Annotated in this window: 31 protein-coding genes and 1 pseudogene; 15 read left to right on the top strand and 17 right to left on the bottom strand. The window is 34.7% G+C overall.

Translation table 11 applies throughout. The features are described 5' to 3' along the window. Positions 1-62: 62 nt before the first annotated feature. Together KM885_RS02700 and KM885_RS02695 are read right to left on the bottom strand one after the other, a co-directional pair. Positions 63-857: an SDR family NAD(P)-dependent oxidoreductase gene (locus KM885_RS02700; protein ID WP_216883495.1), complete on the bottom strand. Its 795-nt coding sequence runs from the start codon at positions 855-857 to the stop codon at positions 63-65. 13 nt (positions 858-870) lie between these two features. Then, positions 871-1,470, bottom strand: a complete 600-nt coding sequence (locus tag KM885_RS02695; RefSeq protein WP_047185051.1) for a TetR/AcrR family transcriptional regulator — start codon at positions 1,468-1,470, stop codon at positions 871-873. A 314-nt stretch (positions 1,471-1,784) separates the two neighbouring features. On the opposite strand from KM885_RS02695, the gene KM885_RS02690 reads away from it, so the two are divergent. After that, positions 1,785-2,192, top strand: a complete 408-nt coding sequence (locus KM885_RS02690; protein WP_204798125.1) for a hypothetical protein — start codon at positions 1,785-1,787, stop codon at positions 2,190-2,192. Positions 2,193-2,366: 174 nt separating this feature from the next. On the opposite strand, the gene KM885_RS02685 is transcribed toward KM885_RS02690, so the two are convergent. From KM885_RS02685 to KM885_RS02670, 4 genes are all read right to left on the bottom strand, one after another. After that, positions 2,367-4,058, bottom strand: a complete 1,692-nt coding sequence (locus KM885_RS02685; RefSeq protein ID WP_216883494.1) for a b(o/a)3-type cytochrome-c oxidase subunit 1 — start codon at positions 4,056-4,058, stop codon at positions 2,367-2,369. After that, the gene (locus KM885_RS02680) at positions 4,058-4,561 is read right to left on the bottom strand and encodes a cupredoxin domain-containing protein (protein ID WP_204798114.1); all 504 of its coding nucleotides are present in this window, start codon (positions 4,559-4,561) and stop codon (positions 4,058-4,060) included. Before KM885_RS02680 ends, KM885_RS02685 begins: the two co-directional genes overlap by 1 nt. Before the next feature lie 27 nt (positions 4,562-4,588). After that, the gene (locus KM885_RS02675) at positions 4,589-4,723 is read right to left on the bottom strand and encodes a hypothetical protein (protein WP_060668263.1); all 135 of its coding nucleotides are present in this window, start codon (positions 4,721-4,723) and stop codon (positions 4,589-4,591) included. A gap of 317 nt (positions 4,724-5,040) precedes the next feature. Further along, positions 5,041-5,241 (bottom strand): cold-shock protein, encoded by a 201-nt coding sequence (locus KM885_RS02670; protein WP_047185055.1) that lies wholly within the window; start codon positions 5,239-5,241, stop codon positions 5,041-5,043. A gap of 576 nt (positions 5,242-5,817) precedes the next feature. On the opposite strand from KM885_RS02670, the gene KM885_RS02665 reads away from it, so the two are divergent. The 11 genes from KM885_RS02665 to KM885_RS02615 all read left to right on the top strand — a co-directional run bounded on the left by KM885_RS02665 (position 5,818) and on the right by KM885_RS02615 (position 12,035). Further along, positions 5,818-6,402, top strand: coding sequence for an HD domain-containing protein (locus KM885_RS02665; RefSeq protein ID WP_216883493.1), 585 nt, complete (start codon positions 5,818-5,820; stop codon positions 6,400-6,402). Between the two features lie 64 nt (positions 6,403-6,466). After that, positions 6,467-7,423: a thymidylate synthase gene (locus KM885_RS02660; RefSeq protein ID WP_047185057.1), complete on the top strand. Its 957-nt coding sequence runs from the start codon at positions 6,467-6,469 to the stop codon at positions 7,421-7,423. A gap of 26 nt (positions 7,424-7,449) precedes the next feature. Beyond that, positions 7,450-7,941: a dihydrofolate reductase gene (locus tag KM885_RS02655; RefSeq protein WP_145543192.1), complete on the top strand. Its 492-nt coding sequence runs from the start codon at positions 7,450-7,452 to the stop codon at positions 7,939-7,941. Between the two features lie 92 nt (positions 7,942-8,033). Further along, positions 8,034-8,243, top strand: coding sequence for a twin-arginine translocase TatA/TatE family subunit (gene tatA / locus KM885_RS02650; RefSeq protein WP_047185059.1), 210 nt, complete (start codon positions 8,034-8,036; stop codon positions 8,241-8,243). Positions 8,244-8,261: 18 nt separating this feature from the next. Continuing rightward, positions 8,262-8,417 carry a twin-arginine translocase TatA/TatE family subunit gene (locus KM885_RS02645; protein WP_060668510.1) on the top strand — a complete coding sequence of 52 codons (156 nt, stop codon included), beginning with the start codon at positions 8,262-8,264 and terminating at the stop codon, positions 8,415-8,417. Positions 8,418-8,492: 75 nt separating this feature from the next. Next, the gene (tatC, locus tag KM885_RS02640; RefSeq protein WP_047185060.1) at positions 8,493-9,257 is read left to right on the top strand and encodes a twin-arginine translocase subunit TatC; all 765 of its coding nucleotides are present in this window, start codon (positions 8,493-8,495) and stop codon (positions 9,255-9,257) included. 14 nt (positions 9,258-9,271) lie between these two features. Continuing rightward, positions 9,272-9,484 (top strand): YozE family protein, encoded by a 213-nt coding sequence (locus KM885_RS02635; protein WP_047185061.1) that lies wholly within the window; start codon positions 9,272-9,274, stop codon positions 9,482-9,484. A 306-nt stretch (positions 9,485-9,790) separates the two neighbouring features. After that, a complete protein-coding gene (gene vrrA, locus KM885_RS02630) occupies positions 9,791-10,330 on the top strand; it encodes a VrrA/YqfQ family protein (RefSeq protein WP_216883492.1) in 540 nt (179 codons plus the stop codon). 71 nt (positions 10,331-10,401) lie between these two features. Next, a complete protein-coding gene (msrA, locus tag KM885_RS02625; protein WP_047185063.1) occupies positions 10,402-11,361 on the top strand; it encodes a peptide-methionine (S)-S-oxide reductase MsrA in 960 nt (319 codons plus the stop codon). 54 nt (positions 11,362-11,415) lie between these two features. Then, entirely contained in the window at positions 11,416-11,622 is a 207-nt protein-coding gene (locus KM885_RS02620) for a DUF6501 family protein (protein WP_047185064.1), read from the top strand. A gap of 173 nt (positions 11,623-11,795) precedes the next feature. Further along, positions 11,796-12,035: an indolepyruvate ferredoxin oxidoreductase subunit alpha gene (locus KM885_RS02615; RefSeq protein WP_047185065.1), complete on the top strand. Its 240-nt coding sequence runs from the start codon at positions 11,796-11,798 to the stop codon at positions 12,033-12,035. 339 nt (positions 12,036-12,374) lie between these two features. Here KM885_RS02615 and KM885_RS18175 read toward each other — a convergent pair whose 3' ends face one another. From KM885_RS18175 to KM885_RS17835, 5 genes and pseudogenes are all read right to left on the bottom strand, one after another. Continuing rightward, positions 12,375-12,845: an LAGLIDADG family homing endonuclease gene (locus KM885_RS18175; protein ID WP_338113652.1), complete on the bottom strand. Its 471-nt coding sequence runs from the start codon at positions 12,843-12,845 to the stop codon at positions 12,375-12,377. A gap of 92 nt (positions 12,846-12,937) precedes the next feature. Next, positions 12,938-13,195: a helix-turn-helix domain-containing protein gene (locus KM885_RS18170; protein ID WP_338113651.1), complete on the bottom strand. Its 258-nt coding sequence runs from the start codon at positions 13,193-13,195 to the stop codon at positions 12,938-12,940. A 242-nt stretch (positions 13,196-13,437) separates the two neighbouring features. Beyond that, positions 13,438-13,910, bottom strand: a pseudogene (locus KM885_RS18050) (alpha/beta hydrolase). 5 nt (positions 13,911-13,915) lie between these two features. Further along, on the bottom strand, positions 13,916-15,976 hold the full coding sequence (locus KM885_RS17840; protein WP_276516039.1) for an alpha/beta hydrolase fold domain-containing protein: 2,061 nt from the start codon (positions 15,974-15,976) through the stop codon (positions 13,916-13,918). Between the two features lie 274 nt (positions 15,977-16,250). Next, positions 16,251-16,376 (bottom strand): MmcQ/YjbR family DNA-binding protein, encoded by a 126-nt coding sequence (locus tag KM885_RS17835; protein WP_338113650.1) that lies wholly within the window; start codon positions 16,374-16,376, stop codon positions 16,251-16,253. A 159-nt stretch (positions 16,377-16,535) separates the two neighbouring features. Between KM885_RS17835 and KM885_RS02595 the strand changes: the two genes are divergently transcribed. Both KM885_RS02595 and KM885_RS02590 read left to right on the top strand, forming a co-directional pair. Beyond that, positions 16,536-17,312 carry a hypothetical protein gene (locus tag KM885_RS02595; RefSeq protein ID WP_216883491.1) on the top strand — a complete coding sequence of 259 codons (777 nt, stop codon included), beginning with the start codon at positions 16,536-16,538 and terminating at the stop codon, positions 17,310-17,312. Continuing rightward, the gene (locus KM885_RS02590; protein ID WP_216883490.1) at positions 17,309-18,181 is read left to right on the top strand and encodes a DUF3307 domain-containing protein; all 873 of its coding nucleotides are present in this window, start codon (positions 17,309-17,311) and stop codon (positions 18,179-18,181) included. Before KM885_RS02595 ends, KM885_RS02590 begins: the two co-directional genes overlap by 4 nt. A 69-nt stretch (positions 18,182-18,250) precedes the next feature. Here the strand turns inward: KM885_RS02590 and KM885_RS02585 are convergent, their stop codons facing one another. The 6 genes from KM885_RS02585 to KM885_RS02560 form a co-directional block, all read right to left on the bottom strand. Next, entirely contained in the window at positions 18,251-18,883 is a 633-nt protein-coding gene (locus KM885_RS02585; RefSeq protein ID WP_052771698.1) for a histidine phosphatase family protein, read from the bottom strand. Between the two features lie 213 nt (positions 18,884-19,096). Next, positions 19,097-21,031, bottom strand: coding sequence for a fructose-bisphosphatase class III (locus KM885_RS02580; RefSeq protein ID WP_047185069.1), 1,935 nt, complete (start codon positions 21,029-21,031; stop codon positions 19,097-19,099). A 495-nt stretch (positions 21,032-21,526) separates the two neighbouring features. Then, complete coding sequence (locus tag KM885_RS02575) at positions 21,527-21,808, bottom strand: hypothetical protein (RefSeq protein ID WP_052771699.1); 282 nt, start codon at positions 21,806-21,808, stop codon at positions 21,527-21,529. Between the two features lie 61 nt (positions 21,809-21,869). Then, positions 21,870-22,199, bottom strand: coding sequence for a hypothetical protein (locus tag KM885_RS02570; protein ID WP_052771700.1), 330 nt, complete (start codon positions 22,197-22,199; stop codon positions 21,870-21,872). 283 nt (positions 22,200-22,482) lie between these two features. Continuing rightward, positions 22,483-23,742, bottom strand: coding sequence for a CYP152 family fatty-acid peroxygenase CypC (locus tag KM885_RS02565; RefSeq protein WP_047185070.1), 1,260 nt, complete (start codon positions 23,740-23,742; stop codon positions 22,483-22,485). Positions 23,743-23,907: 165 nt separating this feature from the next. Continuing rightward, the gene (locus KM885_RS02560) at positions 23,908-24,675 is read right to left on the bottom strand and encodes a FixH family protein (RefSeq protein ID WP_338113649.1); all 768 of its coding nucleotides are present in this window, start codon (positions 24,673-24,675) and stop codon (positions 23,908-23,910) included. A 234-nt stretch (positions 24,676-24,909) separates the two neighbouring features. Here KM885_RS02560 and KM885_RS02555 point away from each other — a divergent pair, with 234 nt between their 5' ends. Then, positions 24,910-25,074, top strand: coding sequence for a hypothetical protein (locus KM885_RS02555; RefSeq protein ID WP_157851576.1), 165 nt, complete (start codon positions 24,910-24,912; stop codon positions 25,072-25,074). Positions 25,075-25,225 lie beyond the last annotated feature (151 nt).

Raw genomic sequence — 25,225 nt, 5'->3', positions numbered from 1 at the left:
TTTTAATGGAATAAAGGATTGAATTAAATAAGATGTTTTAAATTAATGGTAATATTAGCTTTTTAATAAATAGTTGGTATCAAACCACCGTCCATTCGAACTGCTGTACCTTTCATAGCACCTGAATGTGGGCTGCTTACAAATGCAACCATTCTTCCTATCTCGAAAGGACGAATAAACCTTTCAATATGTGAATCAGGTAAATTAGACAATACAAAGTCCTTTTCAATTTGTTCGAAAGACTTACTAGAATTACTATATATGTCTTTGAGTATATTTTCGACAGTCTCCGACAATGTTGGTCCAGGCATTATGATATTAATTGTCACTTCTTTGCCCTTGGTTAAAAATGATAATGATTTGGATAAAGATAAAATCATTGATTTAGTTACAGCATACTGTGGCATATTTCCTGAAGGCATGACAGCTTCTTCACTAGCAATAAAAATAATTCTGCCAAAATTTTTATTCAGCATTTTATCTATATAAAACCTTGACATGTTATCAGCAATAAGAAAATTCGTGTCAAAATATTTCTTCCAAACTTCATCATTAACTTTTTCATAAGTCATCATTTCGTATATTCCTAAATTATTCACAAGAATATCTACATTAGGATGATTATTGTATATATTTTCTCTTTCATCTTTGTTCAATAGATTACCAAAAGCATTTTGAGGATTAGTTTCTGGATATTTTTTCTTTATGTCATTAACAACAATTTCTACTTCTTCATTGTTTCTACCGTTAACTAAAACATCCACACCCTCTTTTGCAAGTTCGAAAGCTATTGCCTTTCCTATCCCTTTAGTTGATCCAGTAATAAGTGCACTTTTATTCTTTAATTGTAGATCCATTATATTATCTCCTTTAATTAGCTATACTTAATACATTTAAATAAAAAGTAATCGTATTGCGAACAAAACTTTCTTTTGTGTTTTTTTCATTTTCAACTAAACTAAAGTAAATTTGAGGGTCAAAAATGTGCATCAATTGATGTGATAAATAGTTATTAGGTAGAGAAGAGTTTATTTCGTTTTTTTCCTTACCTTCTTGTATGATTAGCGAAAAATTATTTATGACCTTATCGATAATTGAATTTAATTCATGGTGATATTGCACATTAAATAACTTATGCATATAAAGAAATTGATCCTTAGTAAAGTCAAAAAAGTCACTGTCAAACCCATAAATTATTATTTTTTTTATTTTATCTCTTGTAAGATTTTCGTTTTTGTCTATTAGTTCTACCTTATGATTAAATTCTTCCAATTTAGGTTTCAAAATGTTAAAAAGTAGTTCCTCTTTAGATTTAAAATGCAAATATAAAGTGCCTTTTGCGACATCTGATTCTTTCGCTATGTCATTCATAGTTACTTTATCGAAACCTTTTAATCTAAATAATGTTTCTGCATGATTTAGGATTGTTTTATTTCTTTCATAAAATATTTTGTCCATTCTTTGCGACATTAACAAAAACCACCTTTTCTGACTGATGGTCATTTTTGACCTGTAGTCATAATAGTATATTTTTGTTGATTAAGCAAGAAATATCAGTTTTAAAATAAATTTATAGAATAGTGTCCAGAAAACCGTCAATTTCTGAACACATAAAAATTTAAATATATTTCTAGCTTTCTATATGCTATAAGTGTTCATAATATGCTATAAGTGTTCATAAACTGAAGCCTTGTAATAGGGCAAATCAATCATTTTTGGGATGATTGTACCCATGAAAAGTAAAAGGCGCATAAACTGGATATACGATGAAAGGAGGTTAACAGATGTCTTCTCACAATCCATATCAGCTTAGTTGGTACCCTTATAGTCAAAGCCCGGGACCTATTGACAAACAAGGTGGACACCAAGGGCATGATAGTACTGACGTGCAGGAAATGGGAACAAAAGCTCAAAGTGATATGTATGGATCAGGTATTTTACCAGCGCATACACTTCCTTTCCAGGATACAGCCAGCCAAGGTTATACTTCATCAAATCCAGCTAGTACCAATCCTAGGTCATTATCAGACATACAGGACATGAGGCAAATGATGATCAATCTTGAGAATCAACTATATCGGCTTAATCAATTGATAGAACTGAACAATCAACTATTGCAATCGATGTGTAATCAAGAAGATACCAAATACGTCCAGGGAAGCGGTGGCGGTGCAATTATTGTACGGATGTAAAGAAGTTATAAAAGGTGAGGGAATTTAAATTGGAGCTAAATGTTAGTTAGTGAAAAAAACTCATTTGCCATTATAAATCGCAAATGAGTTTTTATGTTAATCAAAGCAAAAGTCTTTAGAATGCTTACAAACGGTTAATTTAATCGAAGGAATAATAAAAATATACCTCATTGATTAATTATTACCAATTGGCCAAGCGAATGGTGCTGAACCTGGTGGTGCATGTTGAATGATATCCATTATTGGAATCGTATAAGCAAATAGAATCAAGGCAATGGTAATCGCCACCCATAATTTCCATTTTTCTAACCACATTGGCGTTGGCTCTGCATCTTTTTCTTCTTCAGCAATTGGAAATTCTTCATTACCCTTTGGTGAAAAGAAAGCTAATTTTATGAAGATATAGATCATCAAGACAATACCAATAAATAAAATGGTTCCACCAATGGCTTGAGCTACCTGATACGCTCCCCACTCGGCAACTTGCTCAGAACCATTGTATTCTGAGAAAGAAGATCTTCTTGGGCCCCCGAGTAATCCTTGTATATGCATTGCTGCAGACATAATTGTCATTCCGATTGCCCAAAATATAGTTTGAATGATTCCAAGTCGATTAACTGACGGTGTTAATTTACGACCAGTAAGGTGTGGGACTAGCCAATAGGTTATTCCGAAAAATGTAAGAATAACAGTTGTTGCAACAGTTAAATGAAAATGTCCGGTAACCCAAATTGTATTATGAATAACGGAATTTAACTGATAAGATGCATTAATTAATCCACCAGCACCACCTGGGATAAAGGCAAGCATCCCTACAAATGGAGCTAAAAATCGTACATCTTTCCATGGTAAGTGAACGAACCATCCAAATAGTCCACCGAATCCTTTTCTTCTACCACTAATTTCAAATGTAGCAAACATGGAGAATGCTGTCATTAAACTTGGAACAACAACCATAAATGTCAGTATGATTTGTACAAATTTCCATGTTGTTTGGACTCCTGGTTCTGTTAATTGATGGTGAAGTCCGACTGGTATGGAGAAGAATAAGAATAACACAAATGATAATCTTGCAAGCGAATCACTAAAGATTTTCCCACCAATTATTTTAGGAATAATCGCATACCATGCCATGTATGCAGGTAATAACCAAAAATAGACAAGTGGATGTCCGAAGTACCAAAATAGAGTTCTACTTAATAGAACGTCAATAGTAGCGGCATATCCTAATGACCAAGGAATGAATTGTAAAAGAACGGATGCTGCCACACCTAAAGTTGCGATAAACCACATAATCATATTGATTACTACCATGAAAGCAAGTAATGGAGATTTTTCACCTGGATGTTTTTTCTTCCATACATAAAGTTGACGCCAATTCACAAAACAAGCAATCCAACTACCAATAATAACAAGAGCTAAACCAATATAAAATGCTGGGTGTGCTTGTAGTGGGGCGTAAAATGTATAAAGTACACTTGCTTTTCCATATAAAATCGTTATTGCTGCCATTACGGTTCCGAGTGTCATTACCCAGAAACCAAGCCAAGCTACACGATACTGAGTATCAGATATTCCTACTGTCTTTCCCATTAAAGTATATTGGAAACCGATAATAAAATATGTGGTTAAAACCAGTCCTAATACAACTCCATGTACTGTTAATACTTGATAATAATCAATTCCTGCTGGTAACGTGTAGTAACCAGATCGAACGAGAACTTGTAATAACCCCATAAGCCCACCAACAAAAAGTGCGATAAATGCAAAGCTAATAAATGACATATAAAGGCGGGATTCTGATTTAGATAAAGTTAATGGAAACCTACTATCTTGTTCATATTTTAGTAATTTTTCGATAGCCATTATTCCGTCACCTCCACAGTAGCAAACATCATATGATGTCCGGATCCACAGTATTCGTTACATAATAGCGTATATTCTCCTGCTTTGTTTAACGTAACTTCCATACTACTAATAAATCCAGGTTCAACCATCATGTTTGCGTTTGTACCAGCAATGTTAAAACCGTGAATAACGTCAGGAGTAACTGCCTGAACAAGTACTGTTGATCCTTTTGGAATTTGAATATGTTTGACAGGTTTACCTTCTTCATCTGTTCCTAAATCATAATTAAAAGCGGAAGCAACTACATTCAATACATATTGTCCTTCATCCACTTTTGTTAATCCTAAATTCTCGGGCTTAAAAGATTCTTCAGCTTCAATTTCTTGTGGATCGATTGTAATTCCATGACTTTGTGGATGTGTTCCTAAATAGAAGGCGCCATAACCGAGAATCAATAAAAAAGTAATTAATGTACCAACACCAAAAATCAACCACCATTTTTCATATTTGTGTAAATGCATCTTTTTTCCTCCCCTTTAAAGAAATAACTAACGAGACAAAAATAAACCAAACACTGCAAACCATGAAGCCACAATAATGAAGCCAACAATAGAGACAGAGATAATGGTTCCTTTTAGATTTGGCTCTTGTGAAGAAGAATTGGGTAGTGTTTTCTTTTTCATCATTTCACCCCTTTTATCTTTCTAAGTTATCTATCTGTTTTTATCATACACAATATGAAAATAGAATTTATCAAGGTTTCGTACAATTCACACTTTGTTCAAGAACCCTTATTGGCCGTGAGTTATCGATTTTTCTAACTTTTTGGTTGAAAAAGTTTGTGAACATAATGTGATAGAAATAGAATGTGAGTTCTTATTCTGTCATCTGAATGAGAAAAGGAGAGGAGGGATAAGTGGGGAAAGGAAAGATTTAAAAGTGCAAAAAAGCGGAACCCCTAATGGAGTCCCGCTGTATTATATAAGTTTTTTATTATATTCTATTTTTTTACAACATTAGCAGCTTGAGGGCCACGTTCGCCTTCTACAATTTCAAAAGATACTTCTTGGCCTTCTTCTAAAGATTTGAATCCTTCTTCTTGAATTGCAGAATAATGTACGAATACATCATTTCCATCCTCTAATTGAATGAAACCATAGCCTTTTTCAGCATTAAACCATTTTACTACACCGTTTTGCATGTTAATCCTCCTAAAAACTTTCACGTCGTAAAGGTTGTTCAAAAAATCCGGTGAAAATGACACTTCAACGTTTCTAGTTGGCAAGACTCACCGGTACTCACGTATTAATTGCATACGTTCCGTTCCTCAAAGCTACGCCACCTCGAACTGCGACGCACAGGACGTGCTAGTGTCGGCGTTGCAACAAATCTTTACGGTGGGGCGAGTAATCGGAGCCCCAGGACGTTGCGACTTTAGCCGACCTCAGTCCTTTTCATCTTCCTTTTTGAACGTTCATTAAAACGTGTTAATACAAAGTAGAGAGACAAAAACATTAAATAAAAAAGGCAACTTTCCACTAGAAGTGTAGGATCATTATTACATCCGCTTCTATTAGGAAGTTGCCTGTTTATTAATGAATCCGTACATCTTCTTTGCTTATGTTTAATATAGCTTATTTGAAAGCGTTAGTCAAGAAATTGCTGCCATATTTTACTAAATCACTTAAGACTTTTTGTCTCTACATTTATAACGTTTACAAAATCCGAAGTTTTATACATAATAATATAATTAGAATGAATATGGAGTGTGTGTAGGATGAAAAGAGAGGAACAATTGAATGCAATGCAACAATATGTTAAAGAACTTTTTAAGTTGGATGTTACTGGCCATGATTTTTATCATATGAAAAGGGTTGCGAAAATGGCTAAATTTATAGCCGAATATGAAAATGCAGATGAATTTCTTTGTGAGGCTGCTGCTTGGTTACACGATATTGGGGATTATAAGCTTTTCCAACAACAACAAGTGTTGGAGGAGATGAATCAATTTCTAAAAAACATTTCGTTGAGTGATAATGAAATCGAGATGATTAATGATATTATTCAAAATATATCTTTTAGTAAAGGGAACATCCCTGAATCGTTAGAAGGTAGAATCGTTCAGGATGCTGATCGATTAGACGCAATAGGAGCGGTTGGTATTGCACGGACTTTTGCATATGGGGGAGCAAAGGGCCAATTCATTTACAATGAAATTCCTCAAGATACATCTATACAACATTTTTATGATAAATTACTAAGACTGAAAGATCAGATGAATACAGAAAAAGCAAAACAAATTGCTGCAGATCGCCATCAATTTATGGAACAATTTTTAGAACAATTTCATAGAGAATGGTAGTAGAAAAATGTCGGAATATGTTAATATAGTGTATTGAATAGTTATTAAAGATGGAGGTTATTCCGTGATAAAAGGCGAACAAGCTTACTTAGACTTATGTCAACATATACTTGAAAATGGTAATAAACGTGATGACCGAACAAATACTGGAACTTATTCTATCTTTGGACATCAAATGAGATTTGATTTACAAGAAGGATTTCCATTATTAACGACGAAAAGAATCCCATTTAAATTAATTGTCTCTGAACTTCTTTGGTTTATGAAAGGAGACACAAATATTCGTTATTTATTACAACATAATAATAACATTTGGAATGAATGGGCATTTGAAAAATGGGTGAAAAGTGAGGAATACACCGGCCCTGACATGACTAACTTCGGAATTAGATGTCAAAAGGATCCAGAATTTAATGAGCTATTTCAGGAACAAATGGCTCTATTTAAGGAAAAAATATTAACAGATGAAACATTTGCTGAAAAATATGGTCATCTTGGTGCTGTTTATGGAAAACAGTGGAGAAATTGGAAAACATCTCAAAATGAAACGATTGATCAATTAAAAGATCTAATCGAAGGAATTAAACATAATCCAAATTCAAGAAGACATATTGTTTCTGCATGGAATCCAGAGGATATTCCAAATATGGCACTTCCGCCATGTCATACATTATTCCAATTCTATGTAGCGGATGGAAAAATATCCTGTCAGCTATATCAAAGAAGTGGAGATGTATTTTTAGGTGTTCCATTTAATATTGCTAGTTATGCACTACTAACCCATCTAATTGCTAAAGAGTGTAATCTAGAGGTGGGAGAGTTTGTTCATACGTTAGGAGACGCTCATATTTATTCCAATCATGTCGAACAAGTCCGAACTCAACTTGAGCGTGAACCAAAATCTTTTCCAACTTTAAAACTTAATCAGGAAAAACAATCTATTTTTGATTATGAAGTCGACGATATCGAAGTAGTCGATTATAATCCATATCCAACGATAAAAGCGCCAATTGCTGTATAAAATATAGACTAGCAGGAGTGATCTTGATGATTTCACTATTAGTAGCTATGGATAAAAATCGCGTTATCGGCGCCAATAATGATTTACCATGGCATCTTCCTAAGGATTTAAAATTCTTTAAAGAAAAAACCACCGGCAATACAATCATTATGGGGAGAAAGACATTTGATTCCATTGGTAAAGCTTTACCAAATCGTAGGAATGTAGTTATAACAAAGAAGGGTTCTCGCTTTCCGGAGAATATTGAAGTTGTAACGGACATTGATACCGTAGTAAAATGGAATAAAGAAAAACCAGATGAAGAGTTTTTTGTTATTGGTGGGGGAAATATATTCAATCAAGTACTGCCCTTAGCAGATCGTATGTATATTACATGGATTGAAGAAGAATTTGCTGGTGATACGTATTTTCCAGCGTTTTCTGATTCAGACTGGGTTTTGACTACTAAGGTTAAAGGGGATAAGGATGAAAAAAACCCTTATGACTATTATTTCTTACAATATGATAGAAGAAAATGAGTTATGCTTGTCTATTCGAAGGCTAACATGGTAATATTAAATAAAAGTAGTAAAAGGTTTACATAAGTATACTAACAAAAGAAGGTGTCAATATGGGCTTAGGAGCTATTGGAGTTCCAGGTTTGATTTTAATCTTAATTATTGCTTTAGTTGTTTTCGGGCCAAAAAAGTTGCCTGAGATTGGAAAGGCTGCCGGGGAAACACTAAAAGAATTTAAGAAATCCGCAAATGACTTGACTAGTGATGCCAAAGAAGAAATCGATGAAGTGAAAGCTATTGTTACAGATAAAGATGATAAATAATCTCTTGGAGTGTTTATAATGGGTATTGGGTTTCCAGGATTAATTCTAATTTTAATTGTTGCTTTAGTTGTTTTTGGTCCTTCCAAATTGCCTGAGATTGGAAAGGCTTTTGGCTCAACTTTAAAAGAGTTTAAAAAAGCAGTTCAAGACATGAGCGATGATGCGAAAAAGTAGCATATAGGTATATATGTGGAAGGTGTAAGGCCCTGACCTTACATCTTCTTTTGTTCTTATAGAAGGAGTGTTAATATGGGAAAAAACCATAAAAATAAAAAAGAAAGAGACATGGACGTTGTTGGTCATCTATCTGAACTAAGAAATAGGATCATGTTCACGGGAATATTTTTTATTGTCATTTTTATTGCTGGTTTTATCTATATTGAAGATATTTATTGGTTTTTTGCTAAAGAACTTGATTTTAAATTAACAGCCATAAGCCCTGGAGAAATTATCTGGATCTATTTTTCACTTGCTGGTGTAATCGCTCTTGCGGGAACATTGCCAATTATTGCTTATCAAATTTGGGCGTTTGTAAAACCTGGATTGACACCACGTGAGAGGAAGGTTACACTCCCTTACATACCTGCTGTTTTTGTTTTGTTTGTAGCGGGAATGGTTTTCGGTTATTTTCTTTTCACACATTTTATTATTCCGTTTCTTTTGAATTTAAACAATGGAATGTTTGATATCATGTTTACGGTTGATGGGTACTTTAAATTTTTAATACGAGTTACATTGCCGTTAGCAGCGTTATTTGAATTACCAATTGTTGTTATGTTCTTAACTAACTTGGGAATTTTAACTCCAGATTTCATGAAAAAAACAAGAAGATATGCTTATTTTCTATTGATTGTAATTAGTACGATGATTACACCACCAGATTTCTTTTTACCACTATTGGTTTCCGTGCCACTCATCTTAATTTATGAAATAAGCATTACTTTATGTAGTCGAGTATTTCGTAACAAGCAGAAAAAGCATGAAGAATATATGAAATCTGGAAACGTTTATTAGGAAGGGGGAAATATATGCGTTCATTTTACCAGTTTTTAATGACTTATAGAGGTAAGAAAACTCCTGATGACCAGAGTAATTTAGCTGACTGGGCTTTTCGTGACCATAATTTCCCTAAGCATTCTTCTGATTACCATGAAATAAGCAACTATCTTGAATGGAATAGCCCTTTCCCAAACGCACTTATCGTATTTGATGAGCTTTGGGATGCTTATACCGAAAGATAATGATAAAACATTCAGTAGCGATATTAAGCCTACTGAATGTTTTTTTAATAAGATCTCTAATCGACCTAATATGTCAAAAAACAGCAATATATCACAAAACAATTAAAGAAATTTAAATTTCTTGTAGCTTATTGCGCTTACCCAGGAAATAATAGAATATTTCATCATTTTATAAGTGATTTATGTTTTCTTTAGCCTACACACTTTATAGTCATTTATCGTAAAATAGGTTAGATATAAGAATAAAATTTTTCAGGTTTAACATCTAAAAAAGTTAGATATCAAGCAATGGGGAAGGGGATCAATATGTTATTTCCAACTCAAAGACAACAATATAGGTACCCGATGCCACCACCCCGGAATCAATTAGGCTTCGGCAGACCACAACCTCCAAATAGAGGATTCGGACTTCGATCAAGATCAGTTCCTACTAACAATGCAAAACCAAATTTATTGGGACGTCTATTAGGTTCGCAGCAACAGTTCGGAACTGGAGGTATATCAGCGGGAGGGGGGCTTTCAAAAACCTTAGGAAATATTCAACAAGTATTAAATGTCGTTCAGTCCACGGCCCCAATCGTTCAGGAATATGGACCAATGATTAAAAATCTCCCAGCGATGTACCGTATGATGAAAGCATTTAAAGATATAGATCAAATAGAAGATGCATCTGAAAATGATGACGATAAAGAAGAAAATAAGAAAGGAAATATAGAATTAAATTCTGATGAATTAGCAGATGATTCTTTTAGTACAGAAAAAGAAAAATCGGAAAGTAATGAAGAGGTTATATCACAAAGTTCTAAAGAGGAAAAAGGCCTTTCGACACCAAAATTATTTATTTAAGCAGAGCGCTTGCATTTTTCTATAAAAAAAGGAAGAATAGAAATAAACATCCTAAAAATGGAGGTACGAAGATGGCTTCAAATATAGAAAAGGCGACTTTTGCTGGTGGTTGCTTCTGGTGTATGGTTGAACCATTTGATACTAGACCCGGTGTAGAAAGTGTAATTTCTGGATATACAGGTGGAAATATAGAAAATCCTACGTATGAACAAGTCTGTTCAAATACAACAGGACATGTAGAAGCTGTTCAAATCACATTTGATCCAGCCATCATGCCATATGAACGACTTGTTGATACGTTTTGGCAGCAAATTGATCCAACAGATCCAGGTGGACAATTCAATGATCGTGGAGAATCATATCAAACTGCAATTTTCTATCACAATGATGAACAAAAGGCAATTGCTGAGAGTTCTAAGCAGGCACTTGAAGAAAGTGGGAAATTTTCTAAACCAATTGTAACAAAAATTTTACCTGCAAAACCATTCTATCCTGCAGAAGAGAATCACCAAGATTATTATAAAAAGCAATCCTTCCATTATCGATTATACAAAAAAGGATCTGGAAGAGAAGATTACATTAAGTCAACATGGGGCATGAGCGTAGATAAATCTAAATTGAAAGAACAGCTCACCCCAATTCAATATCATGTAACGCAAGAAAACGGAACGGAAAGACCTTTTCAAAACGAATATTGGAACAACACAAAAGAAGGTATATACGTTGATGTCATCTCAGGTGAAGTGCTATTTTCTTCTAAGGATCAATATGATGCGGGATGTGGTTGGCCAAGCTTCACCAAACCAGTTGATTCTTATCAAGTAACAGAACATCTCGATCAATCACATGGTATGATACGTACGGAGGTCCGCAGTCGAAAAGCTGATTCACATCTAGGACATGTATTTGAAGATGGGCCAAGGGAGACTGGAGGATTACGGTATTGCATGAATTCTGCAGCGATGAAATTTATCCCTAAAGAAGAAATGAAAGAAAAAGGATATGCAAATTATCTGTATTTATTTGAATAAAAATATAAGTTTACCATAACTTTATTATGTTAACTAGTAACGGAGTGATAAAAAATGATGCATTTAAAATGGGAAAATAACGAGACAATAAAACAAATCGAATGTGTACACGCGAATGCAAAGAAATTTATGGTTGATAATAAATTGACACCTGGAAAAATCTACGATGTGAAAAATGAGACAGATGAATTTTACTTTATAAAAGATAATAGCAATCGAATTGGCGGTTATTTAAAAGAGTATTTCAAAGAAGTAAAATAGTATGGGAACTCCCAACAGTTAGATTCACTTCTAACTGTTGGGGGTATTTATTTGCGTTATTTATGGATAATTAAATAATTGATTGAAAGATGAATCTTTTATTTTATTGTAGAAATAAGTTATACTATCTAATGGAGAATCGTATTTAGCAATGAAGGTAGGAGGAGATTGTATTGGCTTTTATTATAACATCACCATGTAAAACCGAAAAAGCTGGAGAATGTGTAGAAGTTTGTCCTGTAGACTGTATTGAAGAAGGAGAAGATATGTTCTATATCGATCCTGATATATGTATAGATTGCGGCGCATGTGAAGCAGTATGTCCTGTCGAGGCAATTTTCATGGAAGATGAGGTTCCAGAAGCTGAAACGGAATATATCGAATTAAACCGTAAATTTTTTGAGAATAGATAATCTGAGGAAAGTCACTACTAAAAAGTATGTGGCTTTTTTATTTTTATAATATGGAATTCAGCTGTGTAAGACGTTATGATTTGAATAAAATAGTAAAATATATTTACTTTGGTGTAAATTGAGAAGGAAAAATTTCCTTAAATGTCCGGATTGATTTAAATCGTAAAATAAATTTCTTCTAGAAACAGAATTATATTTTCTATAAAAAAATTTTATTTTATCTCACTATCTTAAGTATACTTTACTTTTGAGATTGATTTTTGGCTTTTTACACGACTTCCTATAATAAAGATTATGTTAACAAGGAAATGTATAAAAAGTAGTGGTTTTTAGCCACTACTAACCTTCTTCTATTTTATTGAAATTAAATCTAAATAGCTCATCGCTTTTAATCCAGCGTTTAAATGTTGTAGGTTTAATATTTAAACATTCACATGTGTAGTTAACAGATTTCGTAAGTGTATAAATGCTAAGAAATTTTAATTTCCTCATGCTTACAGCTACATTTGTAGTATCATGCACTGAATCCTGTAATTGTTCAATGCTAAGTTTTTCTTTCTGAAAGGATTCGTATTTTCTCAACAAATAGATACCTTTATCTTTATATATCCAGTCCGAGAAAAATTTAATAGACCTTCTTCCACGAATATGTACTCGAAAATTATTATTGTCCTCAATAAATTGCGGTTTAAATCCTTGTTCAAGTAATATTTGTTTTATTGATCTTAAAAATTTAACAGATCCACCGACAAATGTCACAGTATATTTTTCATAATTAACATATCCATCCCCATCAAAATAACCCCTCATAAAATGATGCACATATTGTTCTGGTACATAAGGAAATTCCATGTCCCGGGATTTGTTTGGTTTAATTCCGTGTATTTGGATCAAGTCGGACTTTATGATTTTGCTGTGCAGTGGTAGTGTATATACCCCTGTTTTTTTATTATAGTAAAAAAGTAATGTTCATTGAGCTTATATTTTCTTTTCCAACTTCCTCTGGGGCGCATTTCTATATGGTTTTCACTTAATAATAAACGTATATATCTAGCTGAAACATTTGCACGTTCTGCTATTTTTGTAGTACTCTCCCCACTTTTGTACATTTGAATAATTTCTTCTGTACTTAAGGTTCGTTTTCGCAATTTCTTACTCATAAAATTTCTCCTTTCGAATATTATTGTGGTGGGAACTAATGTTCTGTATCTATTTTATCATACTTTTGAAAAAACTAATATTTATAATTGTCAGCTATATTACATCAAGAAACACGTAAATCTATTGGTGCAAATATGGATCTATTTTGATTATCGTGATAATTGTACTACAATATCGGTAACATAAAGCAAAGACGTAGATGCCGCTAACACCTACGTCTAAGTATTTAATATTTAGATATTCATCGGAATTTATCTAGATCATTTACACCACATGAAAAGCGCAGCTTAAAGCATTTGCTGCTTGGTTGATCCCGTAATGTGCCTCGGCAAGCACTCCTGCTCCTGGCATCCAAAAGAAGCCGTGGATCATATCCTGCCGTAATTACCAGAGCTGGCGGCAGTCCTCTTACGTCATCGGCTAATAATGGTGAAGCGTATGGATTTTTCCGTCCTGCTCATCGCGTAAGTAGTGATTCCAAAACCAAACCATTGTATTCTTTGTTAAAAAGTACCTTTCCGCATTTTCGTTATAAGACTTCGTGTCATAGGAATGATTGGTTACCGGATAGATCAGCATTTGATATACAAGCGAAGGACCTTTCCGATCTCGGGCCATCAAGGCTACCACTGCCGCGAGATTTCCACCTGCACTGTCACCACCAACGGCAATACGGTCAGGGTCTACCCGGATTGATTCAGCATTTTCTGCCACCCACTTTACGGCCGCATATCATCTTCAGTAGCCGTCGGAAATTTGTACTCTGGTGCTAAACGGTAATCAACCGACACTACAACACAACGAGCTCTGTTTGATAACATACGGCAAGGCACATCAACGGTATCTAAATTTCCGATAACCCAGCCACCGCCATGGTAGTACACCAATGCTGGCAGTGGGCCTTCACTGGCTGGTGTGTAAATCCGAACAGTAATTTCCCCGTCAGCCAGTGGAATCGTCCTGTTTATTACTGTTTCTACCTCTTCTGGAGCTCCTGCCAACAATTGAAAATCAGCGGACTTTCTCGCTTGATCTGGTGTAAGTGACTCCATTGGCGGTGCTCCTGTAGCCTCCAATTGTTTTAAAACAAACCAAGCTTGCGGGTCAATATCGGCCTTAAAAAATCCCTCTTTAACTAAACTTTCATCAGTTCCATTGGAAGATAATAGGGATGTAAAACCTTCGTAGCCCCTAGCTGCTACATCATCACAAATTAAACGATAAAGCCCTACCCCTCCGGAAAAGGCGAGAAATCTCCGCGGTTTTCCTTCGATATTGGCTCCCATATACCATGAATCTGTTTTGGTTAGCAGAGACATGTCGGCAATTGCCTGACATTGCTGGCTCCAAAATTCTTCTGCCTCTATTGTAGCCTCAAATGCTTCTAAATGATGTTCACGAAGGTAATCAATGCAATCCGCAACCCATTCTACGTGCTGCTCAATGGAAACCATCATGTTGCTTAGGACTGATGGACTCTGAGGACCAGTCAACATAAACATGTTCGGGAAACCGGAAGTGGACAGGCCAAGATAAGTCTTTAAATCAGCACCATCTTTCCATTTCTCCTTAAGCGACACATCATTCTTCCCACGAATATCAATTTTAAACAAAGGACCTGTCATAGCGTCAAAGCCAGTTGCAAACACAAGGACGTCTAATTCATATTCCCTATCTGTCGTTTTGATCCCATTTGGGGTAATTTCCGTAATAGGCTCTGCCTTTATATCAATAAGGGAGACATTTTCTCGGTTATAGGTTTCAAAATAGTTAGTGTCAATAATGGGGCGTTTTGTAGCGTAGTAATAGGTTGGCATTTGTTTTTGTGCTACTTCTGGGTCTTGGACAATTTTCTTAATTTTAGAGCGGATAAAGGTTGCGGCGGTTTCATTTGCTTCAGGTAGTATTCCAATGTCATTATAGTTATAGGTTAGGGTAAATAATCCACCCTCCTGCCATGCCTTTTCGTATAGACGCTCTCTTTCTTCTGGGGAATCCTCCAGGGCTGATTTCATCCGAGGTGCGGATGGAACTCCGTGCATCGAGTAACGCATAAGTTGTTTAATTTCTGCGTAATTTTTCCTTGTTTCGTTGATTACTTCGGAATCATACGGATGATTTTGCGCTGGACAGCTATACTGCGGAGTCCTCTGAAACACGGTGAGGTGACCAGCTTCTTTGGCAATAACCGGAATTGCTTGAATTCCACTTGATCCGGTTCCAATCACACCAACTTGCTTACCACTGAAGTCTACTTTTTCTTGCGGCCATCTTCCTGTGTGATATACCTCTTTTTTGAAGCTGTCTAACCCTTTAAATTTTGGTATGTTAGAGGCAGAAAGGCACCCTAATGCCGTAATAAAGTACTCAGCAGTGACTTGCGTGCCGTCTTCCATTCCAATCTCCCAGTTACGGTCTTGTTCATTGTAGCGGGCAGCTGTGATCCGTGTATTGAACTGAATGTCCCGACGCAAATCCAATTTATCCGCTACAAAATTTATATAGTTTAGTATTTCCGGTTGCTCAGCATATCTGGAAGACCAAGTCCATTCGTTCAAAATCTCTTCTGAAAAAGTATAATTATAGTAGATACTCTCGATGTCACAACGCGCACCGGGGTAGCGGTTCCAATACCAGGTTCCCCCAATATCTTCACCGGCTTCATAAACGCGAACCGAATAACCTGCCTCCCGTAATCGATGAAGCATATACAATCCAGAAAAACCCGCTCCAACTACCACAGCATCAAACACATTAGTATTATGTTGATTCAATACCATTGTCAATCGCCTCCTTAAAATTAAAATTTGTCAAAATGAAGTCAAGGGTTGTATGCGTTTTCATATACTTTCTGGCTAGATGTATAAAACTCTGCTTAAACTTCCCTCGTTAAAATTTTTCTTTCTTCTATAAACCCCTCCTGTAAATTTTACGGGTTAAGATATACATTTATTACTTTTTTAGAATAATTAAGTTACATAAAATACCATTAAGTCTCTGAATAGTTTTTATCTTTTGCATCCTCTAAACTGCTCTAAAAGCTTTATTACTTTGTTAAATTTTTGTTAAATTATAGCTTAAATCTATGTGGTGATAGATTTCTTCATTTGGAACAGCACCATCTAATACAATGCTAATCTTATTCATATGATAAGCAGTGTTGTTGCTGCTTTTAACCAATTTTTCACTCCAAAACTTGAGTTAATTACTTTACCATAGTATGTTTTAGTCTAAATCATCTAACTTATATTAAGTTTGACTATTTCATCTAACTTTTGTTATATTCGATTATATAATCAAACTCCTCTGTACGTTGGATAAGAAAGGAACTGTTTATACATGTTAAATGAAGTCTCCGTCTTCATCATGGATGTAAGTAATTCATCTAAAGAAAATATCGGTAATGAATTAAGTGAATATCTACAGCAATTAAAAATGAGCATTGCAGATTGGACAAAAGATACTGTTGTGACCAAGATCAGTCATCGTGCTGGTGATGAATTGGCCGTGGTATGTAGTGGCTATGCATCGGCATATACACTTGCTTTCTATATAAGCCGTATTTGGAAGTTCGCAAATCATAAACCTTATTTCGGTCTATCATTTGGCAATATCCAAGAGGATGTAAATGCTATAGACATAGAAACTTGGATTCATCCATTAATGAAACATGCAAGAAATGCCAATGATTATCTAAAAAAACAACAGAACAGATTGCTATTTCGCTTTGAATTACCTGGTTTATCAGATGAACAAGGATTCACCATTTTTAGCAAACAGTTCGAAACATTAATAAATACGAGTTTAACTCTAAAGCAAGAACAAATTAACGAACAAACTGAAATACAATCTCTCGTCTGTTCTTTGTATTTAATCCTCGGTCAACAAAATAAAATAAGCCAATATCTTGATAGAACAACAGCTACTATATCAAATCATATGAAAAAAGGTAAAACGCAAGTCATCTTGAACACTTTTTATGACATTGTTAATGTACTGGATTCATTAGACGCGCAAGATAAATATCATCTAACTGATAAGCTGCAAACAACCATTCGACAGCATGTATTAAACCATTTACAGGATTATTTTCCTAAAGAAGGGAGATTATCATGACTGTACTATTACTTCTACTTGCACATTTAGTAGCTGACTTTTGGTTGCAAACGGATCAAATGGTAAAAAATAAAATAAAACATTTAAAGAAACATATATTTCACCATTTACTAACAACTGGAATTGTACTTGCTATTATATGGGGTTATCAATATGAGTTTCAAAATATAATAATGTATTTTATTCTACCTTTAATTTTTATTATTATCACACATCTCCTGATTGATATGTTAAAAATAAAGCTAGTAGACTCCATTAAAAGAAGCCCAACGGATCATATTATAAGACTGAGATACTTTCTATTAGATCAAGTATTACATGCAATGATGATCATCATTGCATGCCTCCTTTTCTTTCGTATGAAAGTCGCAGAAATGACGACTAGTTTGCTAGACTTATATGGGACAAACGGTTTAAGCCCGTTTAATACATTTTTATTTATTTCTATTATTTATATTTTAGCAACAAGTGTCAGCGGTCATATCGTTAAATTTATAGTTGGTTCATTGCCCTCAGAACTTGTAAATTTTGAAGGTGAACTAACATTAAGACATCAAATGAATGATACAACAGAAAAAAGTCAACCTAAGATGGAAAATAGCTTTACGGAGGAATATCATTATTTTACATACTCTTCCCCACTTCGATCGCGTGGGAAACTTATCGGCTACATAGAAAGATTGCTTGTTATTATATTAACCGTGATAGGCTCCTATTCGTCTATTGCCTTTATTATTGCTGCCAAGTCAATTGCACGATTCAAACAGTTAGAAGATAGAAGCTGGGCGGAATATTTCTTATTAGGTACACTATCTTCTATCTTTCTAGGATTAGTACTTGGTCTTGCTGTACAAGGAATCATTAAGTAGAGCCTTCTTGATAATAATGAAAAGACTGAAATTTTAAGTTAAGAATTTCAGTCTTTTCTATAACTAATTTTAATTAGTCACACTAATCTTAGGTGCAAAAATTTGTTTATATTGGTAATCTCCATCCACCTCATCTATGGCAATAACGCATGCATTATCAAACGGTTTAGGTTTTGCTTTATTATCGATTGGCCACTGCATCATAAACGTCAAAAATGCATGCATGAAAGCAGAATGACTTACCATGATCACATCTTCATAACGATTTTGTTGCTTGACTCGCTGAAGAAACGTATTATAAAACATAGTGGCACGAAGGTAGACATCTGCCATTGATTCTCCATTTGGATAGCGATAGAAAAACGAACCAGAAGCTTTAAATTCCTTCTTTAGCTGTGGTGTACGATTATTAATGTTAAGCAAGTTTCCTAATTCCCACTCGCGTATTAATGGATTTTGGAGAAAAGGAACTTCACCCGGTAGTTCCGCATGTATGGCTTTGGCGGTTTGCATCGTTCGTGCATAAGGTGAACTATATAAAATAGTTTTTTCACTTACTACGTTTTTCAAAAAATCAGCTGTAGCTTTTGCCTGCTTCTGCCCAAGTTCTGTTAAATTGTGCTCCGAATCATGAATGTGTTCCATTATCGTATAATCTACATTATGTTCGGATTCCCCGTGCCTTATTAAATAAATCGTCAAACCCTTCACCCCTTGTTCTTTCCGAATTTATTTAAATTTCCCTTAATTAACATTCTCTTCTCTACTTTATCAAATTTTATTAATGTTGGTAAAGCGAAATGTTAAAATTATTGGAATATTAATAAAAAGGACTTCCGTTAGCGAGATTTCCTTGATACCCTACTGATGCGAAAAAAGACAATCCACCATCGGCAGATTGTCTTCACTCTTATTTTATTTCATATATCGATACTCCAACAAACTCTTCAGTGCGGCTACTTCTTCTAACAATTCCTGTCCGACATTCGTTTCTCGAACCATCTTCCGTTCCACTTCTTCATCCACTACCCGTTTCACGGATAAAACATCTGTTCCATTTTCTAATAAATTTTCTTTAGAATTAAAATGTTTATGAGCAACGAGTTTCATACCGTATGAATTATAAAGTAACGTGTATCCAGCGATTCCTGTTGTAGATTGATAAGCCTTAGAGAAGCCCCCATCAATGACAATCATCTTCCCATTTGCTTTAATTGGGTTTTCCCCTTCAATTTCTTTTACAGGTGTGTGGCCATTTATGATATGACTATGATCTGGATCAAGCCCAAAGTCTGTTAAAATTTTACGGCAAATATCTTCATTTTCACGTAGATAGTAATATGGATTCTTCGTTTCTTTATGGGTTTCTTTGTCCTTTATAAAATATCGTTCAAAGGTTGTCATGGCTCTTTTTCCAAATAGTGATGAATATTCTCCAGTCCATAAATACCAGACCATATCTGTTGAGAGATCATCTGTTTCTTCTGGATGAGCAAATGCATATCGTAAATGATACTCAAAAATATCAAGTAAATCACGACCGCCATATGTAGTATCTTCAATTACCATTTCTTCCATATTTCCCTTTTCATCTAAAGGAATGCAGCCATGAATTAATAAGTTACCGTTATATTTTAAATAGAGGCTACCTTTTTTCATAAGAAAATGGATGTGTCTTGCTAGTTTCTCTGAATGCTGAACAGAGAATAATAGTTTGTCAATCACTTCTTGTTCTTCTTCTATAAGTTGTTCTGGATTATCGGGGTTAACGGTTGCGAAACAGGTGTTTTCAAGTTTGTACGTCTTCCCTTGAATCTTTATTTCATTTTTATCATAATCAATATTCTCAAGCAAAAGTCTTTCTGACATGTTAAAGAATGGACGTCTTTTAATAATAGGCATTTCCAGTTTGAACTGAATCATCGCAATGGCTTGATGCATTTTCGTGATTTGTAAACGTTCTTGATCGGTTATTTTTTTACCTGTCTGTACCTTAGGTCTAAAAGCTGGATTGTCTGTGTAATACTTTTCCGCAAGATTAAGAAGAGGTCTTAAATTGATTCCATACACATCTTCAATAATATCCAAATTATCGTACCTAGCGCTAATGCGGAGAATATTAGCGAGACAAACTTTTGAACCTGAGAAGGCACCTATCCATAATACATCATGATTTCCCCATTGAATATCAACTGAATGATAATCAATCAATGTATCCATAATTTTATCAGGTTGCGGCCCACGATCATAAATATCCCCAACTACATGAAGATGGTCCACTACTAATCGCTGCATACAATAAGCAAGCCCAATAATCAATTTATCAGCCTGGCCAAGAGAAATTACTCGTTCGACAATGATATTGTAATAAGGTTCCTTATTTAATAGTTCATCTTCCGTTTTATATAGTAACTCTTCAATGATATATACAAATTGCTTCGGTAAGGCTCTTCGTAATTTCGAACGTGTATATTTTGAAGAAGCGAAAGATATAAGCTTGACTAAATGTTTAATGGTTTCTGCATACCAGTCGTGTAACTCCTCATTATTGCCGAAGTTATGTTTTATTAATTGTAGCTTATCTTCAGGATAATAAACCAATGTTGTCAATTCATTAATTTTTTCCTCTGATAGAACGCTAAAGAATAGCTCTACAATTTTCTCCCTTACTCTACCAGAACCATTTCTTAAAACATGTTGGAAGGATTGAAACTCCCCATGTAAGTCACTTACAAAGTGCTCTGTCCCTTTTGGTAAATTAAGAATGGCTTCCAGATTAATTAGTTCATTAATCACTTTCTCCTCACTATCATATTTCTCTGCAAGTAAATCCAAATATTTCTTATTCATTATGATTCATCCCCCCTATAGGCTCCTAATTGGTTAATAGAATATCATTAGTACTAGGAAATTAAATATTTTTATAGAGTATGTTCTTATATTTTAACATATTGGGTAATTTTTTATTATATTAAGGGGCTATCGTATTCATTAATTACATGATATATCTGCCAAGCTTGTATTTTTTCAGGGTTTTATACGTCACAGGTCTTGAGGGAATCTCCTGCTCCTTAAGTGATGAAAAAAGTGCCTAGCCCCACTGCTTTATTATAGTTCAGCAGTGGGGCTAGGCACCTTAACGTGGATTTACGATCTTTAAAATATGAATCAGATAAAAACACTTCATTGATAACTATTATACTTATTTGTCCTTTCTCCAATATTCCCTGTGGTAAGTACAAACGAGACGTTAGCTACTTACTCTATTTTTCACTGTACCGAATAAGTATTCTATATAGGTACATCTAGTGTCTAAATAACTAATTCTAAATATAGAAGAAAATTTTATATCCATTTTCTTCTTGAAATTCGCTGTTGAAAATCTCTATTTTTAAATTCAAGTGCATGGTCTCTTTCCCTTTGTTTTCTTTGATCTCTTTCAATTAAAGAATCTAGTTTTTTTACTGCCCTTTCCAATTCCATTTCATTTATTTCACCTTTAGCATAAATACTGCATAAAATACTATATGCAATAGCTTTTGTTTCTATATTTATAACTAGATCTACATCTGAATTTCCGCTTTTATCTATCAGTGTATTTAACCTATTTTCAAGTCGTTTTTCCACTTTTCTTAACACCTCATATCGATAGAGGGATACTTTTTCTAAGTACCCCTCTGAAATTTAGTTAGATATCAAATCTTTGATTTTGATCTTGATCTTGCTCCTGATCGGAATCTGATTCGGATCTAGCGCGTACTCTTGCACGAGAATCACTGTCTACGTGAATATCCACATCTACTCTTGAGTTACCACTCTTTACTACTTTAGCAATGTTAGTATTCTTATCTTTAACTTGGACTTCATTTTCATTGTCTGAATCAATGTCACTTCTAAAATCAAGTTCGTTATCTACATCGCTTCTTGAACTACTTCTGGAATTACTTCTTGACTCTGAATTACCAGATCGCCTTCCATCGTCCCCGAAGAAATCTGGGTTTCTCCATACTTTGCTCATAGCTTTCCCTCCTTTTTCTTTTGTCGATATATTATATTCGTGTTATGGAGACATGCTTAGATGATAACCCTATTAAAGTATGGTTAAAGACATATTTTTCAAGAAGTTTTAAGGAACACTATTATGTAAACCCATTTTTAATAACATCACACTATCGTCATTACAGGCAAAAAAACACAGGATATTTTATCAATGCTAATAAGCCAAAAACGTGTATTCGGATTTTCCGAATACACGTTTTTTGGCTAATGGTTGTTTTCTCTTGTAGTAGCCATACCTTGAATTAAATTTTCTTCACTTGATTCATGATAAATCTGCTTTTCGGTAAACTCGGCATTCGCCTCATACTATAACTTAGGTTTTGGTCTGGTACATTGTAATCCATATGATTCACCAGCAAGTTTAAGCTTGTTTTCATTATTTCAATAGTCAATACTTCCCCAGGACAACGATGACCTTTAGCATACTTTCCGCCACCTTGAGGAATAAAATCATAGGGATTCTCTGTTCTATCTTTGAACCGTTCAGGATTAAATTGCTCTGGATTATTCCATATATCAGGATGGTGATTTGTCCCATAAATATCTAACAGAACAAGGTTTCCCTTTTTAAAATCATGTCCTTTCCATAGAAAATCTTCACGTACTCTAGCTACTGCACATGGGAAAAATGGATAATAGCGGCGTACTTCCTGTACAAACATTTCATAAACATCTTCCCTGGCGTGGGATAGCCTTTCTTTTTCTTTCGGATTTTCAACTAAGGATAATGCAACAAAAACAATATAGATAGTAATAGCAACAATTGGACGTATAATATTAAGGATCTCTACAGCTACTACCTCGGGATTTAAAAGTTCTCCATGTGTGTCCCGATACCAAGTCATACGATGTAGGGCTGTTTCTTCAGGTGCATCAAGGTTCCCTTTACGAACATCTTTAACTATGTTTTGCAACCACATCTCTAAAGTATTCCGAGCTTGTCTCCCTTTCCAATGTCGTGGACCAACAGATCCAGCGGAATCAAATAACGCCTCCAATTGTCTTGCTCTGATGGCGATATCATTTTGGGGTAATGGAACCCCTGCCCATTTACAAGCTGTCGTAGCTAATATGTTTGTTACTTCTTCATATAAAACAATCTTTTCCTTATGAATCCACACATCAAGCGTTGATGTCCATTCCTCTCTAAATATCCTTACAACATCTTGTAGTCGTTTCTCCGTCATTAGTGACAAAAATAATTGTTTTCGATGTTTGTGACTGGAATCATCTATTGTTTGTATCGATTTTTCACCGAATAAAGTTTGCCGTAATCTTTTGGGAGCGGCTCCATTTCTTTTCAACTTTAATTCGTCATAGAAAATTTTAACGGCCTCTTCCCCAGCAATGCAAACAGTCTTCTGTCCACCTAGCAACCTAGTTTCAAACATATCTCTTCCAAAACGTTTTCTTCGATTTGATATGTATAAATAGCCATCTTTCAACATAGCTAATGTATTATCAAAACCTTTATCAATTGGAATCTGCTCTCGATATGGCATTATCACTCACTCCATTTAATTATTGGTTAGAAATCGGACTCCTATCATTAGTATGTCTTGTATATCCTTATTATATGAGAAGCCAAAAAGAAAACAGATGACGGCTATGTGTGTTTCAAATGCTTGACAAAATAAAAAGGAAGAGTAGCTCCCTTCCCTCTTTTTCTATTTATTCACTTCGATCTGATGCACTGTATGTTCATGAAGACCTTCGTCATTTTCAACATGAATGACTATTTTGTACATTCCTTCTTTAGCAAACGAATAGGAATTAGTGTATTCACCTGAAACAGTTTCGTCCGCGTCAACCCAATCATGTATATCCGAGTTGTCATTAACAATTTCATATCGGACACGAGCGCCCTCAAACGGTTCATCCTTCATCTGTAAATTTACAGTAAGCTTTACTTCTTCATTTACCTTCGTATTTTCTGGTTTTATAAAGTGCATATCAAGACCTTCCCCATGACCAGAATGTTCATGGGTTTCTCCATCATGTTGATGTTCATCCTCGTGATTGGAACTTGCTCCGTCTCCAATGGTAATTGATTTTTTCGGCATCGTGTGCAAATCTCTTGCCGTCGTATGGGCATACATTTCATAAACTCCATCTGAATCAAAAGATACTTGTGCTGTGTATGTACCATCCTCATTATTGTTAGCTTCAATCTTAGTACTATCCTCTTCATTTCCTTGTTTCCAATATTCAAAAGTGACTTCATCCGCATCCTTCACTTTTTCATCCCCATATGTAACGATTGCCTTCAATTCTACTGTTTCACCTACATCAGCCTTATCAACTACTTCGAAATCAACTTCAAGCATTTTTAGCTCTTCTGATTCCTGCGACTGATCCGTATCATTATCATTATTACATGCAGCTAAAACAGCCATTGTTAATGCCACAATCAATATTAAAATTCTTCTCCCCACTTTTCATAACCTCCACTACTTTGTCTAATGATGTTTTCTAGAACACGGGTCATTTCCATTCAACTTAAGGATACGGACTTGCACCCTAACAACAATGTAACAGTAGCATGACAGCTAATCAATAGATTATATGTGAAAGATATGTGAAAACGCCTTGTTACACATCAGTAGTGATTTTAAAACATAGGATACGTGTTTCTTGGACAAATTAATGGTAAGGAGGGATACTTTCAAATGAAGAAAAAACAAAACCAACCAGAACAAGGAATTCTTGAATTAAACAAAGGTTTCTATGGAGAAAATCTTAATGAGACCTTTGTGGACCTTTTAGGAAAAAATAATATTGAGCTAGATATTAATAATCCTAAGAATAATGATAAAGATAATGAAGATATGTAACTTTAATGGAACAACTTCAATTGCTTAATCCAGGTTAATTTGCAATGTGAGTGTCTTTTTATTCTGTTTTGTGCATTAAAATAGATAGGGGGAATCCCCTATCTAAATATTCATCAAAAATTCAAAATAGTTATAGCTAAAATCTTAGAAC

Source organism: Oceanobacillus caeni (assembly GCF_019037185.1).
Lineage (GTDB): Bacteria > Bacillota > Bacilli > Bacillales > Amphibacillaceae > Oceanobacillus > Oceanobacillus caeni.
The sequence above is the reverse complement of the archived record's forward strand: the minus strand, read 5'-3'. Positions and strand labels throughout refer to the sequence as shown.

Excerpts from the sequence above, each read along its gene's own strand:
- KM885_RS02665 (WP_216883493.1), top strand. The coding sequence starts at position 5,818 with ATGAAAAGAGAGGAACAATTGAATGCAATGCAACAATATGTTAAAGAA.
- vrrA (WP_216883492.1), top strand. The coding sequence starts at position 9,791 with ATGTTATTTCCAACTCAAAGACAACAATATAGGTACCCGATGCCACCA.
- KM885_RS02670 (WP_047185055.1), bottom strand. The coding sequence starts at position 5,241 with ATGCAAAACGGTGTAGTAAAATGGTTTAATGCTGAAAAAGGCTATGGT.
- KM885_RS02565 (WP_047185070.1), bottom strand. The coding sequence starts at position 23,742 with ATGCCATATCGAGAGCAGATTCCAATTGATAAAGGTTTTGATAATACA.
- KM885_RS02620 (WP_047185064.1), top strand. The coding sequence starts at position 11,416 with ATGATGCATTTAAAATGGGAAAATAACGAGACAATAAAACAAATCGAA.
- KM885_RS02680 (WP_204798114.1), bottom strand. The coding sequence starts at position 4,561 with ATGCATTTACACAAATATGAAAAATGGTGGTTGATTTTTGGTGTTGGT.
- KM885_RS02595 (WP_216883491.1), top strand. The coding sequence starts at position 16,536 with ATGTTAAATGAAGTCTCCGTCTTCATCATGGATGTAAGTAATTCATCT.
- KM885_RS17840 (WP_276516039.1), bottom strand. The coding sequence starts at position 15,976 with ATGGTATTGAATCAACATAATACTAATGTGTTTGATGCTGTGGTAGTT.
- KM885_RS02700 (WP_216883495.1), bottom strand. The coding sequence starts at position 857 with ATGGATCTACAATTAAAGAATAAAAGTGCACTTATTACTGGATCAACT.
- KM885_RS02690 (WP_204798125.1), top strand. The coding sequence starts at position 1,785 with ATGTCTTCTCACAATCCATATCAGCTTAGTTGGTACCCTTATAGTCAA.
- KM885_RS02590 (WP_216883490.1), top strand. The coding sequence starts at position 17,309 with ATGACTGTACTATTACTTCTACTTGCACATTTAGTAGCTGACTTTTGG.
- KM885_RS18170 (WP_338113651.1), bottom strand. The coding sequence starts at position 13,195 with ATGAGTAAGAAATTGCGAAAACGAACCTTAAGTACAGAAGAAATTATT.
- KM885_RS02570 (WP_052771700.1), bottom strand. The coding sequence starts at position 22,199 with ATGAGCAAAGTATGGAGAAACCCAGATTTCTTCGGGGACGATGGAAGG.
- KM885_RS02675 (WP_060668263.1), bottom strand. The coding sequence starts at position 4,723 with ATGAAAAAGAAAACACTACCCAATTCTTCTTCACAAGAGCCAAATCTA.
- KM885_RS18175 (WP_338113652.1), bottom strand. The coding sequence starts at position 12,845 with ATGAGGGGTTATTTTGATGGGGATGGATATGTTAATTATGAAAAATAT.
- KM885_RS02655 (WP_145543192.1), top strand. The coding sequence starts at position 7,450 with ATGATTTCACTATTAGTAGCTATGGATAAAAATCGCGTTATCGGCGCC.
- tatC (WP_047185060.1), top strand. The coding sequence starts at position 8,493 with ATGGGAAAAAACCATAAAAATAAAAAAGAAAGAGACATGGACGTTGTT.
- KM885_RS02645 (WP_060668510.1), top strand. The coding sequence starts at position 8,262 with ATGGGTATTGGGTTTCCAGGATTAATTCTAATTTTAATTGTTGCTTTA.
- tatA (WP_047185059.1), top strand. The coding sequence starts at position 8,034 with ATGGGCTTAGGAGCTATTGGAGTTCCAGGTTTGATTTTAATCTTAATT.
- KM885_RS02555 (WP_157851576.1), top strand. The coding sequence starts at position 24,910 with ATGAAGAAAAAACAAAACCAACCAGAACAAGGAATTCTTGAATTAAAC.
- KM885_RS02695 (WP_047185051.1), bottom strand. The coding sequence starts at position 1,470 with ATGTCGCAAAGAATGGACAAAATATTTTATGAAAGAAATAAAACAATC.
- KM885_RS02685 (WP_216883494.1), bottom strand. The coding sequence starts at position 4,058 with ATGGCTATCGAAAAATTACTAAAATATGAACAAGATAGTAGGTTTCCA.
- msrA (WP_047185063.1), top strand. The coding sequence starts at position 10,402 with ATGGCTTCAAATATAGAAAAGGCGACTTTTGCTGGTGGTTGCTTCTGG.
- KM885_RS02635 (WP_047185061.1), top strand. The coding sequence starts at position 9,272 with ATGCGTTCATTTTACCAGTTTTTAATGACTTATAGAGGTAAGAAAACT.
- KM885_RS02580 (WP_047185069.1), bottom strand. The coding sequence starts at position 21,031 with ATGAATAAGAAATATTTGGATTTACTTGCAGAGAAATATGATAGTGAG.